Annotated in this window: 21 protein-coding genes; 12 read left to right on the top strand and 9 right to left on the bottom strand. The window is 59.3% G+C overall.

Features of this window, described 5'->3' with window-relative positions; translation table 11 throughout:
* Window positions 1–125 precede the first annotated feature (125 nt).
* From AO388_RS15130 to AO388_RS15110, 5 genes are read left to right on the top strand one after another with little or no spacing between them, the layout of a single operon-like run.
* Window positions 126–872 (top strand): amino acid ABC transporter permease, encoded by a 747-nt coding sequence (locus AO388_RS15130; protein ID WP_003363624.1) that lies wholly within the window; start codon window positions 126–128, stop codon window positions 870–872.
* Window positions 869–1537 carry an amino acid ABC transporter permease gene (locus tag AO388_RS15125; protein ID WP_170947361.1) on the top strand — a complete coding sequence of 223 codons (669 nt, stop codon included), beginning with the start codon at window positions 869–871 and terminating at the stop codon, window positions 1535–1537. The genes AO388_RS15130 and AO388_RS15125 overlap by 4 nt, the downstream gene beginning before the upstream one ends.
* Complete coding sequence (locus AO388_RS15120; protein WP_003363626.1) at window positions 1534–2268, top strand: amino acid ABC transporter ATP-binding protein; 735 nt, start codon at window positions 1534–1536, stop codon at window positions 2266–2268. Before AO388_RS15125 ends, AO388_RS15120 begins: the two co-directional genes overlap by 4 nt.
* 60 nt (window positions 2269–2328) lie before the next feature.
* Window positions 2329–4236 (top strand): sensor histidine kinase, encoded by a 1908-nt coding sequence (locus tag AO388_RS15115; protein ID WP_003431254.1) that lies wholly within the window; start codon window positions 2329–2331, stop codon window positions 4234–4236.
* Window positions 4237–4246: 10 nt separating this feature from the next.
* On the top strand, window positions 4247–5575 hold the full coding sequence (locus tag AO388_RS15110) for a sigma-54-dependent transcriptional regulator (protein WP_003363630.1): 1329 nt from the start codon (window positions 4247–4249) through the stop codon (window positions 5573–5575).
* A gap of 180 nt (window positions 5576–5755) precedes the next feature.
* Here AO388_RS15110 and AO388_RS15105 read toward each other — a convergent pair whose 3' ends face one another.
* The 3 genes from AO388_RS15105 to AO388_RS15095 form a co-directional block, all read right to left on the bottom strand.
* The gene (locus tag AO388_RS15105; RefSeq protein WP_003431257.1) at window positions 5756–6403 is read right to left on the bottom strand and encodes a DsbA family oxidoreductase; all 648 of its coding nucleotides are present in this window, start codon (window positions 6401–6403) and stop codon (window positions 5756–5758) included.
* 67 nt (window positions 6404–6470) lie between these two features.
* On the bottom strand, window positions 6471–7463 hold the full coding sequence (locus AO388_RS15100; RefSeq protein WP_054082112.1) for an alpha/beta fold hydrolase: 993 nt from the start codon (window positions 7461–7463) through the stop codon (window positions 6471–6473).
* Window positions 7464–7586: 123 nt separating this feature from the next.
* Entirely contained in the window at window positions 7587–8321 is a 735-nt protein-coding gene (locus AO388_RS15095) for a 5-methyltetrahydropteroyltriglutamate--homocysteine methyltransferase (protein WP_003363637.1), read from the bottom strand.
* Window positions 8322–8427: 106 nt separating this feature from the next.
* Between AO388_RS15095 and metR the strand changes: the two genes are divergently transcribed.
* Window positions 8428–9345: a transcriptional regulator MetR gene (gene metR / locus AO388_RS15090; protein ID WP_002554872.1), complete on the top strand. Its 918-nt coding sequence runs from the start codon at window positions 8428–8430 to the stop codon at window positions 9343–9345.
* 70 nt (window positions 9346–9415) lie between these two features.
* Here the strand turns inward: metR and AO388_RS15085 are convergent, their stop codons facing one another.
* From AO388_RS15085 to AO388_RS15075, 3 genes are all read right to left on the bottom strand, one after another.
* Entirely contained in the window at window positions 9416–9826 is a 411-nt protein-coding gene (locus tag AO388_RS15085; protein WP_058416675.1) for an NUDIX hydrolase, read from the bottom strand.
* Window positions 9823–10914, bottom strand: a complete 1092-nt coding sequence (ddlA, locus tag AO388_RS15080) for a D-alanine--D-alanine ligase (protein WP_058416674.1) — start codon at window positions 10912–10914, stop codon at window positions 9823–9825. The genes AO388_RS15085 and ddlA overlap by 4 nt, the downstream gene beginning before the upstream one ends.
* Before the next feature lie 151 nt (window positions 10915–11065).
* Window positions 11066–11347 (bottom strand): type B 50S ribosomal protein L31, encoded by a 282-nt coding sequence (locus tag AO388_RS15075; RefSeq protein WP_003363645.1) that lies wholly within the window; start codon window positions 11345–11347, stop codon window positions 11066–11068.
* A gap of 294 nt (window positions 11348–11641) precedes the next feature.
* Between AO388_RS15075 and AO388_RS15070 the strand changes: the two genes are divergently transcribed.
* Complete coding sequence (locus AO388_RS15070) at window positions 11642–12772, top strand: OpgC domain-containing protein (RefSeq protein WP_058416673.1); 1131 nt, start codon at window positions 11642–11644, stop codon at window positions 12770–12772.
* A gap of 331 nt (window positions 12773–13103) precedes the next feature.
* Here the strand turns inward: AO388_RS15070 and AO388_RS15065 are convergent, their stop codons facing one another.
* Window positions 13104–13853, bottom strand: coding sequence for a hypothetical protein (locus AO388_RS15065; protein WP_054082184.1), 750 nt, complete (start codon window positions 13851–13853; stop codon window positions 13104–13106).
* A gap of 403 nt (window positions 13854–14256) precedes the next feature.
* On the opposite strand from AO388_RS15065, the gene AO388_RS27545 reads away from it, so the two are divergent.
* From AO388_RS27545 to AO388_RS15045, 4 genes are all read left to right on the top strand, one after another.
* The gene (locus AO388_RS27545) at window positions 14257–14970 is read left to right on the top strand and encodes a hypothetical protein (protein WP_072366757.1); all 714 of its coding nucleotides are present in this window, start codon (window positions 14257–14259) and stop codon (window positions 14968–14970) included.
* Between the two features lie 172 nt (window positions 14971–15142).
* A complete protein-coding gene (locus AO388_RS15055) occupies window positions 15143–18262 on the top strand; it encodes a biosynthetic peptidoglycan transglycosylase (protein WP_042930189.1) in 3120 nt (1039 codons plus the stop codon).
* 87 nt (window positions 18263–18349) lie between these two features.
* Window positions 18350–18940, top strand: a complete 591-nt coding sequence (locus tag AO388_RS15050) for a PadR family transcriptional regulator (protein WP_003431287.1) — start codon at window positions 18350–18352, stop codon at window positions 18938–18940.
* A complete protein-coding gene (locus AO388_RS15045) occupies window positions 18937–19704 on the top strand; it encodes a siderophore-interacting protein (protein ID WP_046719059.1) in 768 nt (255 codons plus the stop codon). The genes AO388_RS15050 and AO388_RS15045 overlap by 4 nt, the downstream gene beginning before the upstream one ends.
* A gap of 15 nt (window positions 19705–19719) precedes the next feature.
* On the opposite strand, the gene AO388_RS15040 is transcribed toward AO388_RS15045, so the two are convergent.
* Window positions 19720–20379, bottom strand: a complete 660-nt coding sequence (locus tag AO388_RS15040) for a Pr6Pr family membrane protein (RefSeq protein ID WP_058416672.1) — start codon at window positions 20377–20379, stop codon at window positions 19720–19722.
* 52 nt (window positions 20380–20431) lie between these two features.
* The gene (locus AO388_RS15035) at window positions 20432–20659 is read right to left on the bottom strand and encodes a VF530 family DNA-binding protein (RefSeq protein WP_003363662.1); all 228 of its coding nucleotides are present in this window, start codon (window positions 20657–20659) and stop codon (window positions 20432–20434) included.
* 443 nt (window positions 20660–21102) lie between these two features.
* Here AO388_RS15035 and AO388_RS15030 point away from each other — a divergent pair, with 443 nt between their 5' ends.
* Window positions 21103–23526 (top strand): glucose/quinate/shikimate family membrane-bound PQQ-dependent dehydrogenase, encoded by a 2424-nt coding sequence (locus AO388_RS15030; RefSeq protein ID WP_058396675.1) that lies wholly within the window; start codon window positions 21103–21105, stop codon window positions 23524–23526.
* Window positions 23527–23570 lie beyond the last annotated feature (44 nt).

Below are 23570 nucleotides of genomic sequence, written 5' to 3'. Positions count from 1 at the left end.
ACCGGTTCAGCCAGTCTGAACTGACGGCATCCCGGGCGGGCAGCGCTCGTCCGGGATCGCCTCGTCATTCTCGACAGACGACAGTGCGTGCATTTCGATAGCAATAAAAAGAGGGGGAGACCCTGATGAATTACAACTGGGACTGGGGCGTATTCTTCAAGTCCACCGGCGTCGGCAGCGAGACCTATCTGGACTGGTTCATCTCCGGCCTGGGCTGGACCATCGCGATCGCTGTCATTGCCTGGATCATTGCCCTGATACTGGGTTCGGTGCTGGGCGTCATGCGCACCGTGCCAAACCGTCTGGTGTCAGGTATCGCCACGGTATACGTGGAAATCTTCCGTAATGTGCCACTGCTGGTGCAGCTGTTCATCTGGTACTTCCTGGTGCCCGACCTGCTGCCGGAAAACCTGCAGGAGTGGTACAAGCAGGACCTGAACCCGACCACCTCCGCGTTCCTCAGCGTAGTGGTCTGCCTTGGCCTGTTCACCGCTGCCCGGGTCTGCGAACAGGTGCGTACCGGCATTGAAGCACTGCCGAAGGGCCAGGAATCGGCCGCACGCGCCATGGGCTTCAAGCTGCCACAGATCTACTGGAACGTGCTGTTGCCGCAGGCTTACCGGATCATCATTCCGCCGCTCACCTCCGAATTCCTGAACGTGTTCAAGAACTCTTCGGTCGCGTCGCTGATCGGCCTGATGGAGCTGCTTGCGCAGACCAAGCAGACCGCCGAATTCTCCGCCAACCTGTTCGAGGCCTTCACCCTCGCGACCCTCATCTACTTCACGCTGAACATGAGCCTGATGCTGCTGATGCGTGTGATCGAGAAGAAAGTCGCCGTACCGGGACTCATCTCACTGGGGGGCAAATAATGGACTTCACTGGAATCGTTCCGGCCATTCCCGGCCTGTGGAACGGCATGGTCATGACCCTCAAGCTGATGGCAATGGGTGTCGTCGGCGGCCTGGTACTTGGCACGCTGCTGGCGTTGATGCGCCTGTCATCGAACAAGCTGCTGGCCAATGTGGCCGGTGCCTACGTGAACTACTTTCGTTCGATCCCGCTGCTGCTGGTGATCACCTGGTTCTACCTGGCCGTGCCGTTCGTGCTGCGCTGGATTACCGGTGAAGACACGCCCATCGGTGCGTTCGCCTCCTGCGTCGTGGCCTTCATGATGTTCGAAGCCGCGTACTTCTGCGAAATCGTCCGTGCCGGCGTGCAGTCGATCTCCAAGGGGCAAATGGGCGCTGCTCAGGCGCTGGGCATGAATTACTCGCAGATGATGCGACTGATCATCCTGCCCCAGGCCTTTCGCAAAATGACCCCGCTGCTGCTGCAACAGAGCATCATTCTGTTTCAGGACACCTCTCTGGTGTACACCGTCGGCCTCGTCGATTTTCTCAACGCATCGCGCTCCAGTGGCGACATCATCGGGCGCGCCAACGAGTTCCTGATCATTGCCGGTCTGGTGTATTTCACGATCAGCTTTGCCGCCTCGCTGCTGGTGAAGCGCCTGCAAAAAAGGTTTGCCGTATGATTTCCATCAAAAACGTCAACAAGTGGTATGGGGACTTCCAGGTACTGACCGATTGCAGCACCGAGGTCAGCAAGGGCGAAGTGGTTGTAGTGTGCGGCCCGTCCGGCTCCGGCAAATCGACCCTGATCAAATGTGTCAACGCGCTGGAACCGTTCCAGAAAGGCGATATCGTTGTCGACGGCACATCGATCTCCGATTCGAAGACCAACCTGCCGAAACTGCGCTCGCGGGTCGGCATGGTGTTTCAGCACTTCGAACTGTTTCCGCACCTGAGCATTGTCGAAAACCTGACCATCGCGCAGATCAAGGTGCTGGGCCGCAGCAAGGCCGAAGCCACCGAGAAGGGACTGAAGCTGCTGGAGCGCGTCGGCCTTTCCGAGCATGCGCACAAGCACCCCGGCCAGCTTTCCGGCGGGCAACAACAGCGTGTCGCCATCGCGCGCGCGCTGGCGATGGACCCGGTGGTCATGCTGTTCGACGAACCCACGTCCGCGCTCGACCCGGAAATGGTCAATGAAGTGCTCGATGTGATGGTGCAACTGGCCCAGGAAGGCATGACCATGATGTGCGTGACCCACGAAATGGGCTTCGCACGCAAAGTCGCCAACCGGGTGATTTTCATGGACAAGGGACAGATTGTCGAAGACTGTGCAAAGGAAGAATTTTTCGGTGACGTCAGCGCACGCTCGGAGCGTGCCCAACAATTCCTCGCCAAGATTCTGCAGCACTAGGCAGTACTTTAACGGCTGCCCGCTCATCCGCGGGCAGCTGTTCGGTCCAGGACGACTGTGATGAAATGCGACCCCACTCTTTATCGCGCCGCCCCGCCATCACTCGCCGTGAAACCCCGTCTGATCCGCCAACTGTTCCTACCGCCGCTGATCCTCATGCTAATGATCGGGCTGGGCTATATCGCCTATCTGGTCAGTGAACACAGCGCCATCAAGGGACTGCGCGAAACCGGCGAACGCCAACTGGAGCTGCACGCCCGCACGGTCGAGAGCGAAATCAGCAAATACACCTACCTGCCCAGCGTGCTGGAACTGGAATCCAGCGTGTCGCAGTTGCTGAACGAACCGGGACCCGAGCTTCAGCAGCAGGTCAACCGCTACCTCGAAGGGCTGAATCGACGCAGCCGCAGCCGTGCCATTTACGTAATGGACACCACCGGACGTGTGCTGGCCACCAGCAACTGGCGTGACGCCGACAGTTATCAGGGCGAAGACCTGTCTTTCCGTGCCTACTTTCAGGATGCCGTGCGCGGCCTGCCCGGGCGCTTTTACGGCATCGGCACCACCACCGGTGAGTCGGGCTATTACCTGGCGCATGGGCTGGAAGACAAAGGCCGCATCATCGGCGTTGCGGTGATCAAGGTACGCCTCGAAGCACTTGAAGAACGCTGGCAGCGGGCGCGCCTGGAGGCATTCGTCAGCGACGAAAATGGCATCATCATCCTCTCCAGCGACCCGGCTCGGCGTCTGAAATCAGTACGTCCGCTCACTGCCGAGATCAAGGAGCGCCTGGCTCGCAGCCTGCAATATTACTGGTGGCCGCTCAACGAACTGGTGCCACTGGAACGGGAAACCTTGTCTGAAGGCGTCGAAACACTGGTTTTCCCCGCCAACATCAGTGTCGACCGCGAACACAAAAAGGTCAGTTATCTGGCCCAGAGCCGCCCGCTGAATGACACCGCCTGGCACCTGACACTGCTTACTCCGCTGGAGGATCTGCGCCGTGAAGCGGCCAACCAGGGCATGCTGGTCGCCGTGGCCTGCGCGCTGGTGACCTTTCTGCTGATTGCCTGGAACGAGCGGCGCAAAGTGATCTCGACCCGGCTTGCTGCCAGGGAAGCGCTGCAGGCGGCCAACAACGAACTGGAACGCAAGATCACCGAGCGCACCGAACACCTGCGGGCCAGCAACGAACGCCTCAAGGCGCAGATTCGTGAACGAAGGCAGGCCGAAGACACTTTGCGCAAGGCGCAGGACGAGCTGGTACAGGCCGGCAAGCTGGCAGCCATCGGCCAGATGTCGACCAGCATCGCGCATGAGCTGAACCAGCCTCTGGCCGCACTGCGCACCTTGTCCGGCAACACCGTGCGCTTTCTGGAACGAGGTGCGCTGGATACCGCCAGTACCAACCTGCGTACCATCAATGACCTGGTCGACCGCATGGGCCGCATCACCGCCAGCCTGCGCGCATTCGCCAGACGCGGCGACGATCAGGGCCAGGCGCAACTGAGCAAGGCTGTCGATGCGGCGGCGCAGTTACTGAGCGTGCGTCTGGAGCAGTCCGGCCTGATAGTGCATCGAGACTTCGTCGACGCCACCCTGACCATCGACCAGACCCGCCTGGAACAGATTCTGGTCAACCTGATCGGCAACGCACTGGATGCCATGTTCGACCTGCCGCAACCGGAGTTATGGCTCAGCGGATCGGTTGTCGAAGGCCGATACCGTCTGCGGGTACGTGATAACGGGCGCGGCGTCGACGCCGAGGCGCGCAAGCATCTGTTTGAACCTTTCTTCACCACCAAACCGGGCGAACAAGGCCTGGGGCTGGGCCTGACGCTGTCGGCGAGCCTTGCCGCCGCAGCCGGAGGCAGCCTGAGCGCAGAGCATCCGCAGGACGGCGGTACGACGTTTGTCCTGAGCCTGCCGTTTATCCCCGATGCCCGCCACCCGGACAGCCCGACATGAGACGACACCCATGAGCATAAACAGCGACCTGACTGTCCTGATCGTTGAAGACGATCCGCATGTATTGCTCGGCTGCCAGCAGGCCCTGGCGCTGGAGGACATCGCCAGCGAAGGCGTTGCCAGCGCTGAAGAGGCGCTAAAGCGCATCGGTGACAACTTCGCCGGTATCGTCATCAGCGACATTCGCTTGCCGGGCATCGACGGCCTGGCGTTGCTGAGCCGTCTCAAGGCACGTGACAGCAGCCTGCCGGTGGTGCTGATCACCGGCCATGGCGATATCACCATGGCCGTCAACGCTATGCGCGATGGCGCTTACGATTTCATGGAGAAACCCTTTTCTCCAGAACGTCTGGTGGACGTCACCCGACGCGCACTGGAACAACGCGGCCTGGCCCGTGAAGTGTGGGCGTTGCGCAAGCAACTCGCCGAGCGCGATTCGCTGGAAGGCCGGATCATCGGCCGCTCCCCGGCCATGCAAAACCTGCGTGCGTTGATTGCCAACGTCGCCGACACCTCGGCCAACGTACTGATCGAAGGCGAAACCGGCACGGGCAAGGAACTGGTCGCGCGCTGCCTGCACGATTTCAGTCGGCGCAAGGACAGCCAGTTCGTGGCGCTCAACTGTGGCGGGCTGGCGGAAAGCCTGTTCGAGTCGGAAATCTTCGGCCATGAAGCCAACGCGTTCACCGGCGCGGGCAAACGGCGCATCGGCAAGATCGAACACGCGCACAACGGCACGCTGTTTCTCGATGAAGTGGAAAGCATGCCGGTCAATCTGCAGATCAAGCTGTTGCGCGTCCTGCAGGAGCGAACCCTCGAGCGGCTGGGTTCCAACCAGAGCGTTGCCGTGGATTGCCGGGTCATAGCGGCAACCAAATCCGACTTGAATGCCTTGGGCAAGACCAATCAGTTCCGCAGCGACCTGTATTACCGCCTGAACGTCGTCACGCTTGAACTGCCGCCCTTGCGTGAGCGCCGCGAAGACATTCTGCAACTGTTCGAACACTTCCTGCAGTTGTCGTCGTTACGCTTCGACCGCGAACCGCCCGTGCTGGATCAACAGACCAGTTCGAACCTGATGAGCCACGACTGGCCGGGCAATGTACGCGAACTGCGCAACGTGGCTGAACGCTTTGCCCTTGGCCTGCCAGCGTTCAAGCAGTCAGGCACGGTCAGTGAAAACCAGAGCCTGGGATTTGCCGAAGCGGTCGAAGCCTTCGAGCGCTCGTTGCTCGGCGACGCCTTGCAACGCAGCGGCGGCAACCTCAGCCAGGCCAGTCAGGAACTGGGCATGGCCAAGACCACACTGTTTGACAAGGTCAAGAAATACGGGCTTTGAGCACTGCGCCCGATCCTGAACGTGCGGCGTAGCGCAGATCTGTGACGCAGAGCGTGACCCACTGCATTCCAACGCTGGAGCGTGCGGAACGATAGGCGTCCTCAAGACACCTGTCGTGCCCATTCTCCGCGTGGGCATGCCTTCCGGACGCGCTGCGTCCGATCCCGCACGGGCAGTACGTTACTGCGATTCACCGATAATCTGGCGGATTGCGCTGACGAATACCTCGACCGGCTGACCGCCAGAGACGGCGTACTGGTCGTTGAAGACCATGGTCGGCACGGAGGTGATACCGCGAGACGTCCAGAGCTGCTCGGCCTCGCGAACCTCGGAGGTGTACTCGTCACTGTCCAGGATGGCCTGAGCACGCAGACGGTCCAGGCCGACATTCTGCGCCACATCCGCGAGAGTCTGGTGATCGGACGGGTCTTTCAGGTCACTGAAATAGGCCTCGAACAACGCCTGCTTCAACGCGTGCTGCTTGCCTTGCTGTTCGGCCCAGTGCAACAGTCGATGGGCATCGAACGTGTTGTAGATACGCCGCTCGCCGCTGGCAAAAGTGAAGCCGAGTTCAGCACCGCGTTCACGGATGGTCTGGTGCATACCGTCGATCTGTTCCGGCGTGGAGCCGTACTTTTCGGCGATGTGCTCTTTGATGTCCTGCCCTTCGGCAGGCATGTTCGGGTTCAGCTCGAAAGGCTGGAAGTGAATGTGCGCTTGCACCTCATCCCCCAGTGCCTCCAGTGCCTGATCCAGCGCGCGCAGACCAATGACGCACCAGGGGCAGGAAACATCGGAGATGAAGTCGATCTTCAGTGCAGTTGTCATGTCGGCCCTTTTCGGTAAGCAAAGGCCACACGATACACCTCTGCCCATGCCTGACAACCAGGCAGACTTACAACTGAGCCAGGTTGCGACCGTCTTCATGCTGGGCTTTCAGGTACGGCAGCACTGCACCAAGCAACGGCGCCTTGAAGGCCTCCTGAAAACGGTGTGCCAGACCCGGAATCAGGCGCAGTTGGCTGCCCTGAATGTGCGCGGCCACATGCACGCCATGCATGACCGGCAACAGCGGGTCAGCCGTACCATGAACCACCAGTACCGGCAGACGCAGACGGTTCAGCAGTTCCACGCGGCTGGGCTCGGCCAGAATCGCCATGATCTGGCGTTTCACGCCCTCGGGATTGAACGCCCGGTCATAGGAAACGGCCGCCTGATGCAGCAGTTGCTGGCGATCATCCTTGACCTGCGGGCTGCCCAGCGCTGCAAGCAAATCGGCCTGCTGCTCGATCGCCACTTCCCGATTGGGCGCGCCGCGCCGCGCCAGCAGTTGCATCAACGCGGCACTGGGCATGGGCAGACCCTGCGCACCGGAACTGGTCATGATCAGTGTCAGGCTTTCGACCCGCGACGGCGCCAGATCAGCCAGATGCTGAGCGATCATGCCGCCCATGCTCGCGCCCAACACGTGAAACTGACGAATCTGCAATGCATCCATCAACCCCAGCGCATCGTCGGCCATATCAGTCAACGAATAGGGTGCCGAGACAGGCAAGCCAAGTTTATAACGCAGCACTTCGAACGTCAGATTGGCATCCGCTGGCTGCTGTACCCAAGAAGACAGACCCACATCGCGATTGTCGTAGCGAATGACCCGATAGCCCTGCTGACACAACGCGACCACGACCTCGTCCGGCCAGTGAATCAACTGCCCGCCCAGCCCCATCACCAACAGCAAGGCAGGGTCGGACTCGCTACCAATACTCTGGTAGGCAATCCGCACTTCCTTGAGGTCAGCCATCTGTACAGGAACATCGGTATCACAACGATCGGCCGCAAAAGACGGCAAGCCGCACAGAAGCGCGGCCAGAAAAATTAAAACCCGCATGAAAAACACCAAAAAACAGATCCCCAGTAGGCCGCGAGTCTGATGATGTTTTCCCAAGCGCGCTGCCACACTTGCGTGACAGTTTGATGAATGGCGCTGAGCGGTCGTTAATCGAGTGTTGCGTTACGCAGCGACCTGGTCCGCCACCATCAGGTTTTCCCCAAAACGGGCGCGCGCTTCGAGGAGCGATTCCTGATGCCAGTTCGAATGCGTATCGCACTCGCCCAGGGACAGAACCTTGTAAACCGGCAGACGATCAAACACCGGGGCCAGCAGCTCCGGTTCGGTCACGCTGTCCAGATGCAACCCTGCAACCGGCAGCAAGGCCGCGACACCCAGGTTGGGCCGCAGGTCACCGTGATAGAGGCCAATAAGCTTCTTCAACGGCGAATACTGAAGAATGTGATAGGCACGTTCGAAGGCGTTGCTCCATGCCAGCGGCAGGTCGAGCGCCAGGATCGGTTCGTCGATCTGAATCCACTCGACACCGCGCGCCGCCAGACGCCCGAAGATCTCGCCATACACCGGCAGCAGATGCTCCAGCAGGTCGAGGCGATCCACTTCGTCACCCTGAACGTCACTTAGCCAGAGCAGTGTCAGCGGACCGATCAACGCAGGTTTGCGGCCTTGCTCGCACGCTTCGGCGACGCTCGCCAGCAGCGGTGCCCAAGCGGGCTGAAAACGCTGGTCGCGTTTCAGGTGTGGCACCTGCTGCGGGTAACGCGCCATCAGCCAGTTGCGCAGTTCGGCATCAGTTGTCGCAACACCCTGATCCTGTTTCCAGAAAGCCTGCAGAGCGTGCTGCAATTCACGGTCTGCGCCAATGTGAAAATAGTCAGGGTGTTGAGTCAGGGCCACGATGCGTCCTCCATAAAAGATGGGCCTATTGTCGACAGCTGACACAACATGAGACAAACTCATTTTTTTCGTGTTGATCACAAATACTGCTCATGGAGCACTGAACGTGCTTGAAATACGCCACCTCAAAACCCTGCATGCACTGCGCGAGGCCGACAGCCTTGTGGAAGCAGCCGAGCGCCTGCATTTGACGCAGTCGGCGCTGTCCCATCAGTTCAAGGAGCTGGAAGAGCGCATGGGCATGCCGCTGTTCGTGCGCAAGACCAAACCGGTGCGCTTTACCAGCGCCGGTTTGCGCCTGCTGCAACTGGCCGACTCCATGCTGCCGCAACTGCGCAGTGCCGAGCGCGACATCGCTCGACTGGCGGGTGGCACGGCGGGACGGCTGCACATGGCAATCGAGTGCCACAGTTGTTTTCAGTGGCTGATGCCGACCATCGACCAGTTCCGCGATGCCTGGCCCGAGGTGGAACTGGACCTGTCTTCCGGCTTCTCGTTCGCACCCTTGCCTGCCCTGGCGCGTGGCGATCTGGACCTGGTGGTGACCTCCGACCCGCTGGAATTGCCCGGCATCACCTATGTGCCGCTATTCACCTATGAAGCGATGCTGGCGGTGGCCAATCAACACGCGCTGGCGGGCCGGCCGTACATTGTTCCAGAAGACCTGCTCAGCGAAACGCTGATCACCTACCCGGTGGAGCGCGACCGACTGGACATCTTCACCCGTTTTCTGGAGCCCGCCGATATCGAGCCTGCACAGGTACGAACCTCGGAATTGACGGTGATGATGATGCAACTGGTCGCCAGCGGACGCGGGGTCTGTGGGATGCCGCACTGGGCGCTGCATGAATACAGCTCACGCGGCTATGTGAAGGCCAAGCGGCTGGGCGAGAAAGGACTGTTCGCGACGCTCTACGCCGGTATCCGCGCCGACATGCTCGACGCACCGTACATGCGTGACTTCCTGCTGACAGCCAAGGACACCTCGTTTTCGACGCTCGACGGGGTGAGTGTGGTTCGCTGACACCTGATTCGCTGAAATAGGGTTCGCTGACAGTGCCGTCCTGCACCGCGATGCAGGACGACTGCGCCGTTCAGCTGCGTGCAGCCTGCCGCTGAAGATACAGCGGCAGGATCAGATCGCGGGTCAACGGAGCCAGTTGCAAACCCGCATGACTGTCCGCGTCAACCCACAGCACTTCTTCGATCTCGGCGGCAGGCACTGCCTGGGCGTCGGTCCTGACCTCATACAACTGACAGTTGACCTCGAAACCGGGCTCATTGGCGGCGGGTGCCGTGAACTCACCGAGAAACACTGCCTGCGCCGGATCGACGATCAGCCCGAGCTCTTCTTCGAGTTCTCTGGCCAGCGCCTGCGGTGCCGGTTCACCGGGCTCGATCTTGCCGCCCGGCTGCATGAAGGCCCGGGTACCGCGCTTGCGCACCAGCAGGGTCCGGCCGTCTGCGCCGATCAGCAGCGCCGCCGCGATGCGGATGATCTTCATGCGAAGATCTCCGTTTTCAGCAGCCGCGCCTGATCAGCCCGTTCCAGCGCCAGAACGATCAGGCGATGGATCAGCTCGGCATACGACAGACCGCTGGCCTGCCAGAGCTTGGGGTACATGCTGATCGAGGTGAAGCCCGGCAGCGTGTTGACCTCGTTGATGATGATGTCGCGTCCTTCGGTGACGAAAAAATCGACCCGCGAGAGCCCTGCGCAGCCCAGCACCTTGTAAGCCTGCAACGCGACGTCACGCACCTGATCACTCAGACCGGCGGGCAGCTCGGCGGGGATAGCGATGCGCGCCTGATCGCCGTTCAGGTACTTGGTGTCGTAGGCATAGAATTCATCGTTGGCAATCACTTCGCCACAGACGCTGACCTGCGCATCGAAGTTACCCAATACGGCGCACTCCACTTCCCGGCCGACGATGCCCTGCTCGATCAGCAGCTTATGATCGAACTCGAAACCCAGCGCCAGTGCCGCCGCAAAACCAGCCTCGTCAGACACCTTGCTGACGCCCACCGATGAACCCTGGTTGGCCGGCTTGACGAACATCGGCAGCCCCAATTGGTCGGCAACTTCCGTGAAAGAAAGGCTCTCTCCACGCGACAGGACCCTGAACGGCGCGACGGCTATGCCCGCATCGCGCAGCAGACGCTTGGTCACATCCTTGTCCATGCAGGCCGCAGAGGACAGCACATCGGCGCCGACAAAGGGCACAGCCAGCATGCGCAGCACACCCTGCAACGCACCGTCTTCGCCAAACGCGCCGTGGATCAGCGGGAATACCACATCAATGGCAGCCAGTGGCTGACCTGACTCGACGTCGACAAACTGCCCGCCGATGCTGCCCGGCAGCAAGGACAATGGCTTGCCTGATGCGCTCAGTTTGATCCGTGCAGGATCAGTGGCATTGAGCAGGTAATCGGCTTCGTCGAAATGCAGCCAGCGGCCCAGCTTGTCGACGCCGATCAGGGTCAGCGCATAGCGTTCACGATCAATCGCATTGATCACGTTGCGTGCCGACTGCAACGAAACCTCATGCTCGCTGGATTGCCCACCGAAAACGATGGCGACTGACTTTTTCAAAGCGGTTACTCCTGTTTTTCAGGCCGCGAAGATAAAAGCAATGTCGGCTGTTAGTCCAGTAGATGATTGGTCGCAGGCCTGAAATTCAGACAAAAAAATCCCGGTCGTGGGCAATCCATACGAAATGCCCACGACCGGGGGGTCAGACCGCTCATTGAGCGGCTGCGGTTTCTTTCTTGCCGGTCGAACCAAAGGTGGCGAAACGCTTGTTGAAACCCGCGATCCGGCCTTCGGTGGTGGTCTTGCGCTGCTGCCCGGTGTACATCGGGTGCGAGGCGCTGGAAACGTCGAGTGCAACGTAAGGATAGGTAGTGCCGTCGGTGTGCTGTTGCGTGCGGTCTGTGTCTACGGTGGAGCCGATCAGAAAGTAAACGTCGGCAGCGGTATCGTGGAACAGCACGGTGCGGTATTGAGGATGGATATCGGGTTTCATCGTGATCTCTCCAGTGAGTTGACTGCAATAGTTATACAGTAACATAACGGAAGATGAGAATGATTGCTGTTGATTGGCATCATTGGTGAGGTTGATCGAACACGCACACGGTGCAGCGGTCGGCGTGAAGCCACCGGAACGCCTGAGCCAGAGACATTCTGTAATAGCGCGCCTTTGCAATTGCCCTCGATTAGCGGCACCCTGCCGCGCCGCCGAACGTCACTGGTCGCCGGCCTGGAACCTGAGCCTCTGTGGCCTATCTTTACTCATCAGCACTTTCAAGAGTCCACCGTTATGACTAACGGACGCGATCATCGAATCGACTTCTTTCGCGGCCTGGCGCTGATCTTCATCTTCTGGGATCACGTGCCGGATAATCCCCTGGCGCAACTGACCGTACGCAACTTCGGCTTCAGCGACGCAGCGGAAATCTTCGTTTTCCTCGCCGGGTACGCCTCGATCCTGGCCTACGGGCGGATCGCTCGACGTGACGGCATGCTGGTGGCTGGTGTGCGAATCCTGCGCCGCACCTGGGTGCTGTATGTGGTGCATATCTTTCTGCTGACCCTGCTGATGGGCATCGTCTTCGTCGCCAACAATCATGTGGAGACGCGCGACATGGTCCAGCAGATGGGCCTTGAATACTTCGTCGGCAACCCGCAACAGGCATTGGCTGATGAACTGCTGCTGCGCTTCAAGCCGAACCTGACCGACCCGTTGCCGCTGTATATCGTGCTGTTGCTGACCTTGCCGCTGACCTTGCCAGTGATGCTGCGTAAACTCGAAGTGGCCGTCGGCCTGTCGATTACGCTGTACCTGATGGTGCCGTTATTCGGCTGGAACCTGCGCGCCTACGAAGGCGGCGGTGTCTGGTACTTCAACCCGGTCGCCTGGCAGCTGCTGTTCGTGCTCGGCGGTGCGTGCGCGTTGCGCAGCGAAACAGCCATAACAGTTAAGCACCCTCCGTTACGCCAACAACCCTTGTTCATGGTGGCCGCCGCCTACGTGGTGATTGCCGGAATGTTGACCTTCAGTGAAAAATGGCCCGGCCTGCACAGCGCGCTAGTCTCGACCCTGCACCTCGACGCCTTGTACCCCATCAGCAAAACCGACCTGGCACCCGCGCGCCTGCTGCACTTCCTTGCACTGGTCTACGTCGTCGCCCGACTGCTGCCAACCTCAAACACCTGGCTCGAAAACTGGCCCGCCCGCCAGACTTGCCGCATGGGCCGCTATTCGCTGGAAGTCTTCTGTCTGGGCGTATTGCTGGCGCCACTGGCAGACATGGCCAATGCACTGGCAGGCGATACATGGCCCATGCAAGTGACGACCGCGATTGTCGGCCTGGGGTTAATGATGCTGATGGCCAATGGGCTGGAGTTGAATAAGCGGCTGGGGAAATCGCCCCGCCTGTTAACTACTTGAGAACAACGTCACATTTGCACGCCCTCTCGGAAATGTCCTACTGGTTTATCAGGCCAAGTTTTTCAGGAACTGGCCGCTATTCGGTATGAGATCAACAAGATACCCACACCGAATTCATAAAATATTTGTCGGCTAATATAAATCTGGACATCAGTAATTCTCATGACATGATCGGCTACAGCAAATTCATGAATAGTATCGTACAAAAGGCATGACGAATGGATACAGCGAGTCTGAAGCAATGCTGAAAAACCAGATTCCTCGTCTATTTCCCTGGCAGTATGAGACATCAGCCTGGCGAGACAAATGATTCGCCAGGCTGAGTTAGGCGTTAACCGCGAGGAGCAACAGTTCGCACAACGGTTTGTGTGCAGATGTGTCCCATGTAAAAAATATGAGGGGTCGCCGTGATGGGCCCTAAAGAGAAATTACTTACGAAGTAGCGAGCCACTCTATAGTTACTTCTCCAAGTGTTGAACCCCCTTTGCGTGTGGACAAAATCTTGGGCCTCCGTACCTCCATAGCAACGTCCGAACTCAATGCGCTCAGAGGCGAACCCATCAGCACCGCTAACCAGAATATGCCTGATCGAGGCGTCTTTTTCACCAAAGCTCAGATCCAAAATAGCCATACCGCCTTCCAATGGCGTACCTTTAGTATCGCTAAACCTCACCTCAAGCAGAGCTTCTTTATAAATCTGCGTTGCCAACCAACCAGGGTTAGTATATCCACTTGGAATTCTTATCACTCCCGGTTCGTCGAGCAGCTCATAGCTTTTTAGAACAGGATAGGACCCAAATCTGACAGTGTATGGAAGCCTGCCACCTACCAGTGAGTTTCTTGGCGTGACCCTGATGATCACTTCAGCCCCAGGAGCCAGATCTTTAAAAACCTTGGTCTCAAGTGTCTGAGCAACCCATTCACCATTTTCGTAATACTCGGTCTTCCACTCGTTAGTTACCGGATCACCGACAGGTGTATAGAGCAATACATCTTGCCCACGGTGCGAGACAAAGCCGTAGTAGTGGACGGGGTGTTTATCTGTCAACACATCTGCCACCGAGTGTAGTTTATCCAGCATGACGGTAAATCTTGGCTCGGAAATTTCTTGCACAGCTTCAGCCGCAACGGCCTCGTTGGTTTCATTACTTGATGCACCGACCGGGTCCTCGGCACCTTTATTGGCATGAGCGTCGGAGGCCGATGCCATTATCACGAAAATGGACAACAAGCAAAAACCAACACATTTTCTTCCATAAGTATTCATAGGTATTCTCGCAGATTATGCAGAGGCAGGTTGCCACTGACAAAATTAACGCAATAGAAAGTTAGGCACCTGGTCAACCCTCACATTAAAATCAAGGAAACTTCCTACAAAAAATAATCACCACTGCAGTCTAGGAAAAATCCTACACACTTATCAGGCAAAGTTTTGCGAAGGTCTGCCGCTAGCTAGTTATCATTGACACCAAAGAGCGCTTAGCATGCATATCAACCCTTTAGCTTCTGCATCACAAAATCAACAGCGCACTCTCTCGGGCTCAAGTTCCCTCACCTCACCTGCTGCTCCGCCAATCAACATTCCTCAGGCGCGTGATAACGTGCGTGATCCGAACGCTGAGTTCTATACCACCGAGGAAACACCCTGGTTATCCGACTACAAAACGTCGGCGGCAGGACGGGTTATGCTGGAAAGTATGTCTGAAGAGATATCGAACCTACTCCGAAGTACATACCTGGGTGACTTAACTAAAGATTTTGACAAGACCCTATGCCGTATGTACGACAATTTTCACGATTTCAAGCAGCAGCTTTTTTACCTTAATACGGAGCTGTCAAATAAGCACTTCGGCTTCACGCTGGGTTTTAATCAGGAAATCCAAGTGACCGACCCAGACGATGTGCTCACCCCGGCAGAGTTCGCGTACCTGACCGAGAAGCTGAACGAACGTCAACAACTGAAGGAGGATCTGCGTGCGCACGCAAAAATTGTGATGACGTTACTCGATCACTACACGGAGAAATTCGGCAACCAGCACACACTCAACCTTGAGAATTACAGCAAGGTTATCGACTACGGGCAGGTCTTCAGCCGCAACCACATTGGCAACTTCATGGACACGATCATTTACCAGATCGAGCGCAATGCGCCGAAGCGTGAAGAAGAGCGCAAACCGTTGGTTGATCTTCACGTCTGATCAAGCCAGCGCCACTGCAGTTCATGTGTGGCTGCAGTGGGATTAGTTCATGACGCTCATCCCCGCTGCGCGCCATCCTCCCTCGAAAACCACCAGACAATTCCCTCCCACAATCCCATCCAGCGTCTAAGCTTGGGTCAGGTGCTTTGACAGGATGACCGGACAATCGACTATGGGCGCATTTCGGCATTCCGATAGCAAGCAAGAGACGCTATCCGCTGATCGTGAGGATGATCCTCGTACGCCCAAATATCCGCGTCGCAAGCGATACGGATGGCGGGTGTTCTGGGTCGTGGTGGTGTTGGCCGGGGTTGCATTGGGCGTTGCGGTGGCCGTGGAGAGCAGAACCTCCAGGCTTCAGGCGCGCGAATTCAGCCGCTTTGCCGCGAGCCTGGGTTACTCGATGCAGCCCGGACCTAGTCATGACGTGGTGTATCCCGGTGACGGGCCGTTCGACCGGCGCCTGGGCTATTCATCCATGGATGAATTCCTGTCGCGCCTGCTCAAACGCGACTACGTGATCACGCGCCAGACCCGCTTTTCCCCGGAACTGTTGCGTTACGTCCGGCATGGATTTTTCGTGCCTTACGAGGAAAAGACCCAGGCCGGGCTGTCGATCACCGATTGCCGAAACGAGCCGCTGTACGAATTCAGATACCCACAGCAGTTTTACCCGACCTTTGCCGCCATTCCGTCATTGCTGGTGAACAGCCTGCTGTTCATCGAAAACCGCGACCTGCTCGATCCGCAGCAGCCCATGGCCAACCCTGCGGTGGACTGGCCACGTTTTGTCAAAGCCGCCTGGTCGCAACTGGCGAAGATGTTTGCCCTCCCCGGCCAGTCGGCTGGGGGCAGCACGCTGGCCACTCAGCTGGAAAAATACCGTCACTCCCCAGACGGGCTGACGCTGTCGGGTTCTGAAAAGCTGCGGCAGATGATTTCCGCCAGCGTTCGCGCCTATCAGCCGGGGACCGAGACACTCGCCGTGCGCCAGCGGGTGGTGCGTGACTACCTGAACAGCGTGCCGCTGTCTGCGGTGCCAGGGCATGGCGAAGTGCATGGTCTGGCTGAAGGACTGCGGGTGTGGTTCGGCGCAGACTTCGGCAAAACCAACGAGATACTGGCTTCTAATCCCGGCGATAAACAGGCACTGGCCGACAAGGCGCTGGCGCTGCGTGAAGTGCTCTCACTGGTAATCGCCCAGCGTCGTCCGTCGCACTATCTGGCCAAGGGCCGCCAGGAATTGGCAGAGCTGACCGACAGCCACATTCGGTTGCTGGCCCAGGCTAACGTCATCGACCGACCGCTGGCCGATGCCGCGCTGGCAGCCCAGGTCATCTACCGCGACTGGGCGCAGCAACCGACCCTGCAGCCCATCGAAACCAACAAGGGCATCAGTGTCGCGCGCACTCGCCTGTCGAATCTGCTCAATCGCCCGCTCTACGATCTGGACCGTCTTGACCTGTCCGCCACCAGCACCCTGCATGGCGAATTGCAGCGCAGCGTCAGCCAGTACCTGCGCGACCTGGCCAACCCTGAATTTGCCGCAAGGATCGGGTTGATGGGCGAGCGCCTGTTGACTCCGGCCAGCACAACACAGGTGCGCTACAGCTTCACGCTGTTTGAACGCGGCGTGGACGGCTCGCGGGTCAGGGTCCAGACCGACAGCACTGATCAGCCGTTCGATATCAACGAAGGCAGCAAGCTGGAGCTGGGCTCGACGGCGAAGATGCGCGTGCTGACGACGTATCTGGAGATCATCGCCGAACTGCATGGGCGCTATGCGGGCCTGAACCCTGCGCAATTGCGCAAAGTCCCTGTCGAGGAACCGGATCGGCTGACCCGCTGGGCGGTGGATTATCTGCTGCTGAACAAGGACCATGACCTGGCGAAGATGCTCTCGGCCGCACTCGACCGCACCTATTCGGCAAGCCCCGCAGAAGCGTTCTTCACCGGTGGCGGCATGCACCGTTTCAATAATTTCCGGCGCGAAGACAACGAGCGGATTCCAACCCTGCGCGAATCGCTGCGTGAGTCGATCAACCTGCCGTTCATCCGCCTGATGCGCGATGTCGTTCGCTACAGCACCTATCAGGCGCCCAACAACAGCGCCGAGCTGCTCAAGGATGATGACAACCCGCGCCGCCAGGAATACCTGGCGCAGTTTGCCGACCGCGAAGGCACGGTATTCCTGCTGCGCTTCTGGAAACGCTACAAGGAAAAGACCACGCAGGAGCGACTCGACACCTTCCTCGACGGCATTCACCCGACGGCGATCCGTCTGGCTGCGGTGCACCGTTATCTGCTGCCGGGCGCTGATCAGGGCACATTCAACGCGTTCATCCGCGCCCACCTGGACGAGCCCAGGGCGAGCTCGAAACTCACCGACAAACGTCTTGCCGAGCTGTACAAGAGTTACGGACCGGGCACTTATGATCTGCCCGATCAAGGCTACATCGCCCGCGTCCATCCGCTGGAACTGTGGCTGGTAGGCTACCTGCTCAAACACCCGGACGCGCAGTTCAAGGACGCAGTGGCCGCCAGTCGTTTCGAGCGTCAGGAAGTCTATGGCTGGCTGTTCAAGAGTCGCCACAAAGGCGCTCGCGACAGCCGTGTGCGGACCATGATGGAGGTCGAAGCGTTTCTGGACATCGAGCAACGCTGGCAGCGCGTGGGTTATCCGTTCGACCATCTGGTGCCTTCGCTGGCGACGGCTATCGGCAGTTCGGGAGACCGTCCGGCGGCGCTTGCCGAGCTGATCGGCATCATCCAGAACGATGGTATCCGCCTGCCTGCGGTGCGCATCGACAGTCTGCACTTTGCTGCCGATACGCCTTACGACACCCAACTGAGCATCAACCCGGAACTGGGCAAGCGTGTGTTGCCATCGGAGGTCGCAGCGGCAATGCGCGAGGCCTTGTCGCAAGTGGTGGATGGCGGCACGGCCAAACGCGTGCAAGGCACGTTCAAGATGCAGGACGGCAGTGTGCTGGCGATGGGTGGCAAGACCGGCACCGGCGACAACAGGATCGAAAGCGTCGGTGCGGGCGGGCGTATTCTCAGCTCAAGGGCAATCAACCGCACGGCGACTTTTGTGTTTTATATCGGCGACAACCACTTTGGCGCGCTGACGGCGTTTGTGCCGGGACGTGCTGCCGAGGGCTTTCGCTTCACCTCGGCGTTGCCGGTGCAGGTGCTCAAAGGCATGGCACCGATCCTGACGCCGTACCTGGAGAACCACGGACAGGCGATGTGCAACGCCCCGCTTGCCGATCCGCCCAAGGGTGTCTGACCGGCAATGACCGCTCGTCTGCCAGCTCTGTGATTACAATAAGATATATCTTAAGGTATATCTAACTTGTAACCAGAGAGCAAAAACATGCGTGAAGATAAACACCCTCCCCACCACCGTCCGCCGCATCTTCGTGAACCAGGTGAAGATCGCGACGGCTTTGAAAAACGCCCGGGCCGTGAACGCGGTGGACGTGGCCCTCGGGTTTTCGCCCCTGGCGATCTGAAATTACTGCTGTTGGCGTTGATCGCCGAACAGCCCGCCCACGGCTATGACCTGATCCGCAAGATCGAAGGTCTGTTCGAAGGTGCGTACTGCCCCAGCCCCGGCGTTATCTACCCCACCCTGACGTTTCTTGAAGAAAGCGAAATGGTGGTCGGCGATGCCCAGGCCGGCAAGAAGCTCTACACCATCACCGATGCGGGTCGCCAATCCCTGGAAGATCAGGCCGTGGCGCTGGAAGGTGTGCGCATGCGCATCGATGTCAGCAAGCGCTCACTGCGCGGCCACGATCGTCCGCCGGAAATCCACGAAGCGGTGCACAACCTGCGCCACGCGCTGCAGATGCACCATGGCCGCTGGAGCCCGGAAGAGATTTTGCGCGTCAGCGAACTGCTCAACAGCACGGCCAAGGCTGTCGTCGATGGGCCTCAACCTGCCTCGGAGGAGTCGGCATGAATTCGCCCCAGTCAATCCATCGCGTCATGCATGAAATCAAGCGTCGCAAGCTGCAGGTGGTGCGGGTCACGGAACTGACACCCCTGATGCGCCGCATTACCTTGCAGGGGCCGGAGTTGGCGGGTTTCATCAGCCTGGGCACCGACGACCACGTCAAACTGTTCTTCCCGCAAACGGCTGAAGAGCAGGCCGCGCTGGAAAACCTGAACCCTGCCGGCGACAAGGACACGCCGCGCCCGCCGATGCGCGATTACACACCGCGTCGCTACGACGAAGAAACCGGGGAACTGGATATCGATTTCGTTCTGCATGGCGAAGGCCCGGCGGCCACCTGGGCCGCGCAGGCAGCGCCCGGGCAATTCCTGCACATCGCCGGGCCAAAGGGGTCGATGGTGGTGCCGGACATGTTCGACAGCTACCTGCTGATCGGCGACGAAACAGCCATTCCGGCCATCGCCCGACGCCTTGAATCGCTGCCCGCCAACCGCGCGGCGCTGGTGGTGGTCGAAGTCGCCAACCCGCAGGAACAGCAGGTGTTCGACAGTGCCGCACAGGTCGACGTGATCTGGATCGTACGCGGCGAACAGAGTCTGCTGGACGTCACGCGTCGTCTGGAGATGCCCGAGGGCAAGCTGTACGCCTGGGTCGCGACCGAATCCGCGCTGTCACGCAAGTTACGTCGTGTGCTGCTCGACGAGTTCGGCCTGGAAGAGGACTTCGTCAAGGCCGCCGGTTACTGGAAGCTGGACAGCACTGAAGAATGAGCAGGACCGGGCGACTCACCGGGTACGACGAGACGCCCGTTTATCAACTGCCAGCAGCACCAATGCGATCAGCACGAAACCGAGCAGCACGCCCAGCGCGTTGATGAATGCCGCCGGGAAACCGAGCGTGCCGACATCGATGAACGGGTACAGGTAATCACCGAACATGTGGCCACGCAGCAGGACATAGGCGAAGTAGACGATCGGATAGATCGCCCAGAGCACTACATGGCTCAGACGCAGCGTGCCCTTGGGCACGTACAGCCACCAATAGAGCACGAACGCCAGCGGCATTATGTCGTGCAGCAGTTCGTCGGCCACCCACTGCCAGCCTTCCGGGTGCCACAAGTGGCGCAGCAGAATGTTGTAGGCGATGCCCACCAGCGCAATACTCACCGCAATGCCACCACACACCACCGGATGCCGGAAAAACCGGTGGCCTGCCGACTGCCGTGTCGTCAGCGCGCAACTCAGGGCGACCGCTACCAGCGTATTGGTCAGTACGGTGAAAAAACTTGAAAAGCGCACCAGCCCACCCAGCAGACTGGCGTGATCGGCATAACGGCCAATCAGGATCAGGTAAAGCTGAATCACCAATCCCGACCAGCCGAGACAAGCGGCCACAATGGCGTAATAGCGCTGTCCCTGCGCAGGTTGTGGATGTTCACTGAGCATCAATCGGTATCCTTGCGTGCCGGCGTCCCTGCCGGACTGTCTGGCGGGCCTGTTACCAGCCCTTGCTGCGATGCAATTTCACATACAGCGCTTCGACCTTTTCCCGCGCCCAGGGTGTCTTGCGCAGGAAGGTCAGGCTGGACTTGATGCTCGGATCGCTCTTGAAGCAGCGAATATCGATGCGTTCGGCGAGGCCGGACCATTCGTAATGTTCGACCAGCGCCCTGAGGATCTGCTCCAGCGTGACGCCGTGCAACGGGTCGGAATTGGGTGTTGTCATGATGAGCCTTGCAACGAAATAAGAAGAGACGAACCTGAACGGATCTCTGGAGTACGCAGGTGCTTCCCGAAAGTCTGCCATTGTAAGCGCCGCGCTTTCATAAAACACCGTCGACCTGCAGCACTGTTGCCGGCGTTGCAATGATCCATGTCAGGTTTTTCGCTTTTAGAAAAATCGTTAGCGCCCTATCATTGCCGGGTTAAGGATTGAAGATTCCCCCTTCTGCAGATGTTCCTTCGGACAAAAAGCCTATGCACGAATTCGGGCGGTAATGGTCTACGACTCAACGACCGCGCCAGCCGAACGTGCAGCCGCGCTCTGCCTGACGGTTTAATTCCACCGTCGGCGATTCGTCTCAACAAGCAGCTTCAAGGAATGGCGCCAGGGCAGGCGATGCTTAAAAACAAGATTTCAATTACTTACTTCTCGCGGAGATTCGCATTATGAGCACTGACGGTGCTTCAAATAGAAATCGCCTGTTGCCGACCCTGCTCGGGCTGGTGATCCTGTTGATGGGGCTGGCCTTGCTGGTCGGTGGTGCCCGACTGCTGCAACTGGATGGCTCGTTGTATTACCTGTTGGCCGGTATCGGCTTCGCCGTGACCGGCGTGTTGCTGATCACCGGACGTGCGGCTGCGCTGGGCCTTTATGCACTGCTGCTGTTCGCGAGCACTGTATGGTCGTTGTGGGAAGTCGGCCTCGATTGGTGGCAACTGGTGCCACGCCTGGCGCTGTGGTTCGCACTGGGTATCGTATTGCTGCTGCCATGGTTCCGCAGACCGTTGCTGCGCAACGGTCCGTCACGCATGGGCACCGGTGCATTGAGCATCGCTGTGGTGCTGGCCGGCCTGACCGCGCTGGCGAGCCAGTTCACCAACCCGGGCCGTATCGAAGGCCAGCTGGACCGCGAGACGGCTGGCACGACCAACACCGCCCCAGCCATGCCTGACGGCGACTGGCAGTCCTACGGCCGCACCGCCTTCGGTGACCGTTACTCGCCGCTGGCGCAGATCACGCCGGAAAACGTCAACAAGCTGGAGCCGGCCTGGACCTATCGCACGGGTGACATTCCGGGGCCGAACGATCCGGGGGAAACGACTGCCGAGAACACCCCACTCAAGGTCAACGGCATGCTTTATGTGTGCACGCCGCACAGCCAGGTGATCGCGCTTGACCCGGATTCGGGCAAGGAAATCTGGCGCTTCGATCCGAAGCTCAGCACTCAGAACGCTGCCAACTTCAAGGGCTGGGCGCACATGACCTGCCGTGGCGTCACCTATCATGACGACGCTGCCTACGCCGCCAGCGCCCCGGCGCAAAGCCCGACGGTCCCGGCTGCTGACGGCACGGCCACTGCCAGTGCTGCCTGCCCGCGCAGAATCTTCCTGCCGACTGCCGACACCCGTCTGATCGCGCTGAACGCCGATACTGGCAAGATGTGTGAAGACTTCGGCAACAAGGGTTCGGTTGACCTGACCGCCAACATGGGCACCTTCGCTCCGGGCGGCTACTACTCCACGTCGCCACCCGCGGTCACCAAGGACCTGGTGATTATCGGTGGCCACGTCACTGACAACGTCTCCATGGACGAGCCGTCCGGCGTGATCCGCGCCTATGACGTGCACACCGGCCGTCTGGTGTGGAACTGGGACAGCGGCAATCCGGAAGAAACTGCACCGATTGCCGAAGGCAAGATCTACACCCGCAACTCGCCGAACATGTGGTCCATGTTCAGCGTCGATGAAAAGCTCGGCATGATCTACCTGCCGATGGGTAACCAGACCCCTGACCAGTGGGGCGGCGACCGTACGCCAGAGTCCGAGAAGTACAGCGCGGGCCTGGTTGCACTGGACATCGCGACCGGCCGCGTGCGCTGGGACTACCAGTTCACTCACCATGACCTGTGGGACATGGACGTGGGCGGTCAGCCGACGCTGCTGGACATGAAAACCGCTGACGGCGTCAAACCCGCAGTGCTGGCGTCGACCAAGCAGGGCAGCATCTACGTGCTGGATCGCAGCACCGGCAAACCGATCGTGCCGATCAATGAAGTGCCGGTCCCGCAAGGCGCTGTCGCGGGCGATCACACCTCGCCGACCCAGCCCAAGTCCGACCTGAACTTCATGCCGCCGCCGCTCAAGGAGCGCGACATGTGGGGCGTGACGCCGTTTGACCAGATGATGTGCCGGATCGACTTCAAGTCGCTGCGCTACGATGGTCCGTTCACGCCACCGTCTTTGCAGGGTTCGATCGTTTATCCGGGTAACTTCGGCGTGTTCGACTGGGGCGGTATTTCCGTCGACCCGGTGCGTCAGATCGCCTTCGTCAATCCTAACTACATGGCTTTCCGTTCGAAGCTGGTACCGTCTGCCGAAGTTGAAGGCGGCCCGGGCCGCAAGAGCGAAACCGAAGGCGTACAGCCGAACAAGGGCGCGCCTTATGGTGTGATCCTGGAAGCACTGCTGTCGCCGATGGGCCTGCCTTGCCAGGCACCCGCGTGGGGTTATGTGGCGGCGGTCGACCTGACCAACCACAAGACCATCTGGATGCACAAGAACGGTACCGTGCGCGACAGCTCGCCGATCCCGCTCCCGCTGACCATGGGCGTTCCAAGCCTGGGTGGTACGTTCACCACCGCCAGCGGCCTGGCGTTCATGAGCGCTACGCTTGACCAGTACCTGCGTGCTTATGACGTGCGTAACGGCAAGCAGTTGTGGGAAGCCCGCCTGCCCGCAGGTGCGCAAACCACCCCGATGACCTACACCGGCAAGGACGGTCAGCAATACGTGCTGGTCGTTGCGGGCGGTCACGGCTCACTGGGCACCAAACAGGGTGACTACGTGATGGCGTTCAAACTGCCGAAGTGATGCGTTGCTGAGGTCAATGAACGGCGGCTACCGAGAGGTAGCCG

It is taken from the genome of Pseudomonas sp. ICMP 10191 (genome assembly GCF_001467335.1).
Classification (GTDB): Bacteria; Pseudomonadota; Gammaproteobacteria; order Pseudomonadales; family Pseudomonadaceae; genus Aquipseudomonas; species Aquipseudomonas cerasi.
Note: the sequence above shows the minus strand (reverse complement) of the source record. Positions and strands in the feature narration are given on the sequence as shown.

Coding starts and splice junctions, on each gene's coding strand:
- AO388_RS15130 (WP_003363624.1), top strand. CDS start 126: ATGAATTACAACTGGGACTGGGGCGTATTCTTCAAGTCCACCGGCGTC.
- AO388_RS15120 (WP_003363626.1), top strand. CDS start 1,534: ATGATTTCCATCAAAAACGTCAACAAGTGGTATGGGGACTTCCAGGTA.
- AO388_RS15115 (WP_003431254.1), top strand. CDS start 2,329: ATGAAATGCGACCCCACTCTTTATCGCGCCGCCCCGCCATCACTCGCC.
- AO388_RS15110 (WP_003363630.1), top strand. CDS start 4,247: ATGAGCATAAACAGCGACCTGACTGTCCTGATCGTTGAAGACGATCCG.
- AO388_RS15105 (WP_003431257.1), bottom strand. CDS start 6,403: ATGACAACTGCACTGAAGATCGACTTCATCTCCGATGTTTCCTGCCCC.
- AO388_RS15100 (WP_054082112.1), bottom strand. CDS start 7,463: ATGCGGGTTTTAATTTTTCTGGCCGCGCTTCTGTGCGGCTTGCCGTCT.
- AO388_RS15085 (WP_058416675.1), bottom strand. CDS start 9,826: ATGAAGATCATCCGCATCGCGGCGGCGCTGCTGATCGGCGCAGACGGC.
- AO388_RS15075 (WP_003363645.1), bottom strand. CDS start 11,347: ATGAAACCCGATATCCATCCTCAATACCGCACCGTGCTGTTCCACGAT.
- AO388_RS15070 (WP_058416673.1), top strand. CDS start 11,642: ATGACTAACGGACGCGATCATCGAATCGACTTCTTTCGCGGCCTGGCG.
- AO388_RS15065 (WP_054082184.1), bottom strand. CDS start 13,853: ATGCTGGATAAACTACACTCGGTGGCAGATGTGTTGACAGATAAACAC.
- AO388_RS27545 (WP_072366757.1), top strand. CDS start 14,257: ATGCATATCAACCCTTTAGCTTCTGCATCACAAAATCAACAGCGCACT.
- AO388_RS15055 (WP_042930189.1), top strand. CDS start 15,143: ATGGGCGCATTTCGGCATTCCGATAGCAAGCAAGAGACGCTATCCGCT.
- AO388_RS15050 (WP_003431287.1), top strand. CDS start 18,350: ATGCGTGAAGATAAACACCCTCCCCACCACCGTCCGCCGCATCTTCGT.
- AO388_RS15045 (WP_046719059.1), top strand. CDS start 18,937: ATGAATTCGCCCCAGTCAATCCATCGCGTCATGCATGAAATCAAGCGT.
- AO388_RS15040 (WP_058416672.1), bottom strand. CDS start 20,379: ATGCTCAGTGAACATCCACAACCTGCGCAGGGACAGCGCTATTACGCC.
- AO388_RS15035 (WP_003363662.1), bottom strand. CDS start 20,659: ATGACAACACCCAATTCCGACCCGTTGCACGGCGTCACGCTGGAGCAG.
- AO388_RS15030 (WP_058396675.1), top strand. CDS start 21,103: ATGAGCACTGACGGTGCTTCAAATAGAAATCGCCTGTTGCCGACCCTG.